Below are 7,634 nucleotides of genomic sequence, written 5' to 3'. Positions count from 1 at the left end.
GGATTATATTAACTCAGATTAGAAATATAACAACTTTGAAAAAACTTTAGCCCTCATAAAACTATTGATAATCAACACCACTCTTTTATCTTGTATTTCCTAAATAAACGAAGTGGCTTTGTTTAACTTAAAAAAGTGAATTACTTTATAAGACTTTGTTTAGCCTTGCGACAATTACCCACAATAATTACACAGCAGATTAACAACAATAAAAAAATCCTTTCAAAAAATTGAAAGGATTTCCTTTGATACAATATGAATTAAACTAAGTGTGCTCTGTATTTTATTCAACAATTATTTTAAAATTGCTGTTCAGGTTTTCTCCCGATACATTCAGAATATAATTTCCGGAAACTTTTCTGCCTCCAATATTTAAATTAAAAATCCCGTTTTCTTTAGCGTTTATTTTTTCTTTAATGATAATTTTCCCGCTCATATCTAAAATTGTAGCAGTTAAATTAGATTTTTTATACTCAGGAAGTTTAATAAAAATCTGATCCTTCACAGGATTCGGATATATTGTTCCTACATTTTTGCTGATGCTGAATTCTGCATTGCCCAATACAGCCTGGTTATACAAAGCAGATATTTCTGTTGGAGACAATGCATAATTATACATTTTTAGTTCATCAAATGCACCTTTATAAGGAGCCGGAGCATTGGCTGTTGATAAAAACTCAAGCTCACCGATATTGCCGATAACCAGATCACTTGCTTCACCAATACCTGTAACCGCAGTCTCATCTCCTTCAGTGCTTAAGACTCCATTGGTATAAATTCTCATTTTATGCGCCATAATATCTCTCTGAATCACAACATGCACCCAATTGTTGGTAAAATAATTGGCAATCGGAGAAGTGATTTCCTTCTTCGTAACATCATCATCGATCGCATATCTTAGCTGACCGCCTTTGATCTCTACATTAAAACGTTTTCCGGTTGCACCTGTTGTAGTATTTTTGGTAAATGAACCTTTGCACAAGACATACAGACTGGTTGCAGAAGACGATGGAATCATGCTCGTAGGAGCTTTCATCCAGAAAGAAACGGTGAAAGAATTATTATTAAATAAAATCTGATCCTGATGCGGAATACTCGCAATGTATGGCGTATTTGGCGAAGTTGCCAGATCCAGCGCATAATTTTCTTTCCCGGAAACTCTCACATTCGCATTATCATAAGCTGCGTTTAATGTGCCGTGATTAGCATACGAAGTAAGATCTGCAATCTGTTCTCCTGATAACGGAGCCTCAGAAAACGGCCAGTTCCCGACAAGACTTGGCGTCAATGCCTTGAAATTCCAAACATCACCGGTCACAGAACCCAATGCATTAGACGAATCGATTCTCCAGTAATAATCTGTTGCTGTATTTAAATTACTTAACTGATACGATGGCGTAGCAGAATAAGGAACTGTAGCTATGTTGCTTAAATTTTGCGGATCCGTCCCAAAATAAACGGTGTAATTTGTAGTGTTGGTGCTTCCTGTCCATTTTAAAAGTAAATTTCCATTGGTAAGCTGTACGTTATTAAAACCATTTGCAGGATTAGGATTGGCTGCTTTTGTAGGCGCAGACGGAACAGGCGGTGTAGTAACAGAAGCATTTGAAGTGTAAACAGAAGAATCCGTTGCGTTTACCGCTTTTACTCTGTAATAATATTGAGTATTGGGAGTTAAGCCTGTTTCATTATAACTGGTTGTATTAGCAGGTAATGTCGCAATGACTGTAAAAGAATTTCCGTTTGCGGAGCGTTCCAATACATAATTTGTTTCATTGATTGCATTATCATTCCAGTTAACCGTTAATGAGCTTGTAGCCGGGTTTCCCGCCGTCAACGAATTGGTAAAGTTTAAATTGCTTGGCGGAATAATAAAATCCGGAGCTGCTGTATTAGGTAAACCATTTATATAAACTTCAATATTCAAATATGGAGCATGCGTTGTGCTCACAGCCAAAGCATCAAAAACATTTGGGTTTAATCCGTTTGCAGTTTCCCACGCATCGGGCATCCCGTCGTTATCGGTATCTAAAGGAGCGGGAGCTCCGTAAACATGACCTGCTCCACCATTGGTAAAACCAAATTGAGTTGTAAGATCACTTTGCACATAAACATAAGTAGCAGTAGTTCCTTTCGACATTAGATCTGAAACCATTAACTGATCTACCTGATCACGTCTAGGATAAGAAGCTCCTACCTTTGCCACAATATTATCATATGCTCCTTGTGCAGTCAGGGTCGGGTTTTTCATCGGATAATCATACGAAGTTGGCTGGATCGCATTGATGTCTCCAACAGGATATCCCGTTAAGTTCTGAGGAACCAAAGTTCCGTCTAAAATTCCGTTTTTATTATTATCAAAATAATTTCCCGAACCGAACAAATTAAAATTAGCATTTCCTACACTGAAAGGTGTAGAAACTGTAGAACTTGTATTGGGACCTCCTATAAAATAATTGTTGATGATATTTGCATATGAAGCTCCTGCAGAATCCCCACCCATAATGTAAGCTTCTCCGGATTGAGTGTGACCGTAAGTGTTTCCATAATTTCCCCAATTGTAAACCACATTGTTCACAAACTCATTGATTCCTTTTATTTTATTATTTCTGGTTTTATTACAGATGTATAAATTTCCGATCAGGCTTATCTTTCCGCCTGGAGGAGGCTGCATCAAACCACCAGCAGAATGGTTGTGACGATGCAATCCCTGCCCGATAATAGAATTCTGAATCGTAATATTATCAGGAGCAGTACCATTATTGTCCCAGTTTATAGAAAAAACCTCATCGGTTCCCCAGGTAAAAGTCATATGATCCAAAATAATATTGGCTCCATTGGCAATTCCTGATGCATCCTGATTTTGAGATGTACCGCCATAACGAACCCTGAAATATCTTGCAATGGTATTATTCGCTCCTGTAAATGATACTCTCGGTCCTAAAAACAGGATTCCTTCTCCGGGAGCAGTTTGCCCTGCAATTGTTGTATTTGCAGCTACTGCAACAACCGATTGCAGATTAACAATACCACCAACTTTAAAGATCACAAAACGACCCGGCTGACTCACCGCATCACGAAACGAACCCGGACCGCTGTCATTTAAATTGGTTACCAAGTAAATCTGAGGATTTGCCGCTCCTCTTGCTCCGGTTGTAAATCTACCAAAGCCTGTCGCTTCCGGAAATGCCAATGTCTGAGCATTCAAATCAACATTCGATAATGTGATTCCGCAAAGCAGTAAAGATTTAAGAGCCTGCTTAATGAGTAAAGATTTGCCTTTCATAAATATTATTTTTTTTGGATAAACCAATCTACCCAGAAAGACAAATATGAGCATCCTGCCCCATCCTGTTGACCTTTTACAAATCAATTCATTAGCTATATTTCATCAAAGAACTAATTTATAGATTAATAAATGACAGAAGATAATTTGTACTAATTAAGACTTTTTACAAACAATTATGCATAGAATAATGAAAAATTGGCATAATAATTAAATTATTCGTAACTTTTTATTGAAAAAATTATTTAATAAACACAAAAAACAAACAAACGCTTATGAATAAAAAATTACTATTTACTTATCTTTTAATGACGGCATTCTTCCTTTATTCTTGTGGAAAAGAATACACTACAAAAAGTGATATTTCAGTTAAAACAGTTTCGATTGTTACATTTATTTTTGGAGGAATTGCAATGTTGATTGTCTTTACCTCTAAAAAAAGGTAAAATAAGTGCAAATTAAAAATCCCTTTCAGTGATGAAAGGGATTTATTTATATCTAAAAATTTCTATATTTTATTTAAATAAAATTCTATATTTAGAAAATGCTTTTATAATTTTTTGTTTTCGCTTTCAGACAAATATGTCTTACTAAATATTAACAGCTTAAGATTTAATTTATAAATTTTTGATAATGTATAACAGCCGAAATTAGATTAGAAATGAAAATTAATTGTAAAAACTGTAAAAATGAGGTCATTAATATCAATTTCACTGAAGAACAGAAATTAGATATATATGCTTTAATGCAAAATGATCTAAAAAAATTTGTTGAACATAAAATAATTTCTGATTTTAATTTAGACCAAAATGAAGTAAAAATTATCATACAACATTTAAATAATACACAAGGAAAATGTTGCGAATGCGAATTTGAAAATTTAATAGGAGAATATGTAGAGTGTCATAATTGTGGAGCTTTTAATTATAATATTACCGAACCAATGTTTAATGTAGAATTCTGCAGTAATTTAGAATGGTCTCTCGATTTTCATAATATTGAAAACCAAGGTATAAAATATTACATTAAAGATTTTTGGTGTGACGGCGTGCAACATTTGCCTGATGACATTAGTACATTACTTTATAAGAACATAAAAAGAGATAAAGAAGTAAATACAAAAGCCTGGCTTGGATATTCTGGACAAGAAATTTATGATATGAAAATAAAATTTGGACCAGAATCTTTAGAAAATTATAAACATAAAAAAAGTTTGATTGACTGCATTCCAAAACATTCTGAAAAACTAAATTGGATAAAAATTTATGTTGAAGATAAAAGAATTGAAGCTCAATTAAAATGATTGCTTCATCGATTAGCTCTTAGCAATGACGCAAAAAATCCCTTTCAATACTGAAAGGGATTTGTTATATATAAAAATTCTTAATTACATATAAGCTTCAATCGGCTCACAAGTACAAACCAAGTTTCTGTCTCCGTAAGCTTCATCAACTCTTGATACAGAAGCAAAGAATTTGTGATCTCTTACCCACTCCAATGGATAAGCTGCTTTTTCTCTGCTGTATGGTTTATCCCAAGAATCAGAAATCACCAATTGCTCGGTGTGAGGAGCGTTTTTCAACACGTTGTTTGCCTGATCTGCTTCACCGTTTGCAATCTCATCAATTTCATGTTTGATCGCAATCAGAGCTTCTGCAAAACGGTCGATTTCTGCTTTGCTTTCAGATTCTGTAGGCTCGATCATCAATGTTCCTGCAACTGGGAAAGAAACTGTTGGAGCGTGGAAACCGTAATCCATCAATCTTTTCGCAACATCAGCAACCTCTATTCCTAAAGATTTGAACTGACGGAAATCTACGATACATTCGTGTGCTACTTTTCCGTTTTCGTTTGAATATAAAATCGGGAAATGCTCTGCTAAGATTTCTTTTAAATAGTTTGCATTTAAAATTGCATGCTCCGTAGCTTTTTTCAAACCTGAAGTTCCCAACATTTTGATGTAAGCGTAAGAAATATTTAAGATTAATCCAGAACCGTAAGGCGCTGCAGAAATTCCTGCAATAGCTTCATTAGAACCTACATTAATGTTTGCATTGGTAGGTAAGAAAGGAACCAAATGTTTTGCTACACAGATCGGACCAACTCCGGGACCTCCTCCTCCGTGAGGAATTGCAAAAGTTTTATGAAGATTAAGGTGACAAACGTCTGCTCCGATATTTCCCGGGCTTGTATATCCAACCTGTGCATTCATGTTTGCACCATCCATATAAACTTGTCCGCCGTGATCGTGCACTAATTTTGTAATTTCTTTAATATTTGCATCAAAGAATCCGTAAGTTGACGGATACGTGATCATTACACAAGATAAGTTCTCAGAATGCTGTTCAGTTTTAGCTTTGAAATCTTCGAAATCAATTTCTCCGTTTTCAAGATTTTTAACAACAACGATCTTCATTCCTGCCATTGCTGCAGAAGCCGGGTTTGTACCGTGCGCAGATTGAGGAATCAATACTACATTTCTGTGACCTTCACCTCTTGAGATGTGATATTGTCTGATCACCATCAAACCTGCATATTCACCTTGAGCCCCAGAATTTGGCTGAAGAGAAGTTCCTGCAAAACCGGTGATTTCAGAAAGATCTTTTTCTAATTCTTTAATCATCGCCTGATAACCTCCTGCCTGATTTACCGGTACAAAAGGATGCACGCTTCCCCAATCTGCCCAAGAAAGTGGCAACATCTGAGTTGCAGCGTTCAGTTTCATTGTGCAAGAACCTAGAGAAATCATTGAATGAGTTAATGATAAATCTTTTCTCTCAAGACGCTTGATGTAACGCATCAATTCTGTCTCTGTATGATATTTGTTGAATACTTCTTCCGTAAGAATCTCATCTTTTCTAAGATTTTCTTCAGGAATACTGTATCCTTCTTTAATTTCTAATTTGAACGTTTGCTTATCTTTAAACTGAGCAAAAGAAGCCATCAGAATATTTAGTTTCTCAAGCGTAGTACTTTCGTTGATTGCAATACTTACAACTCCTTCAGTGAAATAGTTAAGATTTAAATTATGATCAAGCATCAATCTGTTTAATCTTGCTTTTTCATCTTCAGCCATTACGATTTTCACCGTATCAAAAATCGGCTCATCTGCAGTCTGGTAACCTAAAGCTTTTAACCCGCCTTTCAAAGCATTTGCTTTAAAGTGAATTTGATCTGCAATGTAATTTAACCCTTTCGGACCGTGATAAACAGCGTACATTCCAGCCATTACAGCCAAAAGAACCTGAGCTGTACAAATATTTGAAGTTGCTCTTTCTCTTTTAATATGTTGCTCTCTCGTTTGTAAAGCCATTCTTAATGCACGTTTTCCGTACATATCCTGAGAAACTCCGATAATTCTTCCCGGAATATCTCTTTTGTAATCTTCTCTACAAGAGAAAAATGCTGCGTGAGGACCACCATAACCTAACGGAATACCGAATCTCTGTGAAGTACCAACTGCACAGTCAGCTCCCATTGATGCAGGAGATTTCAATTTTACCAAAGCCATCGGATCACAAGCTACAACAACCTGCAAATCTAATTTTTTATACTCAACAATATCTTCGGTATAATCTAAAACGATTCCGTTTTTACCAGGATATTGCAATAAAACTCCGTAATAAGACTCGTCAAACTGATGTGTTTTGTGATCACCTTCTACGATTTCGATTGCTAAACCTTCAGCTTTTGTTTTAAGAACAGAAACGGTTTGTGGCAATACCAAATCAGAAATAAAGAACTTATTTGCTCCCGCTTTTTTCTGATCTTTTGTTCTGTTATTGAAGAACATGTGCATTGCTTCTGCAGCAGCCGTAGATTCATCCAATAAAGATGCGTTTGCCAATGCAAAACCTGTCAAATCGCACACAACAGTTTGGTAATTAAGCAAAGCTTCCAGTCTTCCCTGTGCGATTTCTGCCTGATAAGGTGTATAAGCAGTGTACCAACTTGGATTTTCAAAGATATTTCTCTGAATCGCCGAAGGTAAAAGTGTATTGTGATATCCAAAACCAATATAACTTGTATAATCCGTATTCTTTGATGCCAATTCTTTTGAATGATTCAGCATTTCGTATTCTGAAAGCGGCTCTGAAATGTTCAGATCATTTTCTAAACGGATTGAAGATGGAATGGTCTGAGAAATTAACTCTTCGATACTTGAAACGCCAACTTTTTCCAACATCGCCTGTTTATCGGCATCGTTTAGGGAAATGTGACGGCTCACAAACTGTTCTGTATTCATTTTTTATATTAGATTTTGTTTGTAAAAAAAGATTCGTAAAATTACGATTTTTTACCAGATTGTACAACCCATCTTAAGCGTATGTTAAATCTTGATTAACAC

At 35.6% G+C, this 7,634-nt stretch carries 4 protein-coding genes; 2 read left to right on the top strand and 2 right to left on the bottom strand.

Annotation, left to right across the window (positions count from 1 at the left end):
• Positions 1 to 283: 283 nt before the first annotated feature.
• Positions 284 to 3,286 (bottom strand): LamG-like jellyroll fold domain-containing protein, encoded by a 3,003-nt coding sequence (locus AB4Y90_RS12855; protein WP_441557968.1) that lies wholly within the window; start codon positions 3,284 to 3,286, stop codon positions 284 to 286.
• A gap of 275 nt (positions 3,287 to 3,561) precedes the next feature.
• Between AB4Y90_RS12855 and AB4Y90_RS12850 the strand changes: the two genes are divergently transcribed.
• Positions 3,562 to 3,732, top strand: coding sequence for a hypothetical protein (locus AB4Y90_RS12850; RefSeq protein WP_441557967.1), 171 nt, complete (start codon positions 3,562 to 3,564; stop codon positions 3,730 to 3,732).
• 215 nt (positions 3,733 to 3,947) lie between these two features.
• Positions 3,948 to 4,589 (top strand): hypothetical protein, encoded by a 642-nt coding sequence (locus AB4Y90_RS12845; protein ID WP_441557966.1) that lies wholly within the window; start codon positions 3,948 to 3,950, stop codon positions 4,587 to 4,589.
• Between the two features lie 84 nt (positions 4,590 to 4,673).
• Here the strand turns inward: AB4Y90_RS12845 and gcvP are convergent, their stop codons facing one another.
• Positions 4,674 to 7,532, bottom strand: a complete 2,859-nt coding sequence (gcvP, locus tag AB4Y90_RS12840; RefSeq protein ID WP_441557965.1) for an aminomethyl-transferring glycine dehydrogenase — start codon at positions 7,530 to 7,532, stop codon at positions 4,674 to 4,676.
• Positions 7,533 to 7,634: the final 102 nt, after the last annotated feature.

Origin of the sequence: Chryseobacterium sp. 2TAF14, from assembly GCF_052115105.1 — a bacterium.
Lineage (GTDB): Bacteria > Bacteroidota > Bacteroidia > Flavobacteriales > Weeksellaceae > Chryseobacterium.
Note: the sequence above shows the minus strand (reverse complement) of the source record. Positions and strands in the feature narration are given on the sequence as shown.

Bases quoted from the DNA above. Each gene is read 5' to 3' on its own strand.
- AB4Y90_RS12855 (WP_441557968.1), bottom strand. From the start codon at position 3,286: ATGAAAGGCAAATCTTTACTCATTAAGCAGGCTCTTAAATCTTTACTG.
- AB4Y90_RS12850 (WP_441557967.1), top strand. From the start codon at position 3,562: ATGAATAAAAAATTACTATTTACTTATCTTTTAATGACGGCATTCTTC.
- AB4Y90_RS12845 (WP_441557966.1), top strand. From the start codon at position 3,948: ATGAAAATTAATTGTAAAAACTGTAAAAATGAGGTCATTAATATCAAT.
- gcvP (WP_441557965.1), bottom strand. From the start codon at position 7,532: ATGAATACAGAACAGTTTGTGAGCCGTCACATTTCCCTAAACGATGCC.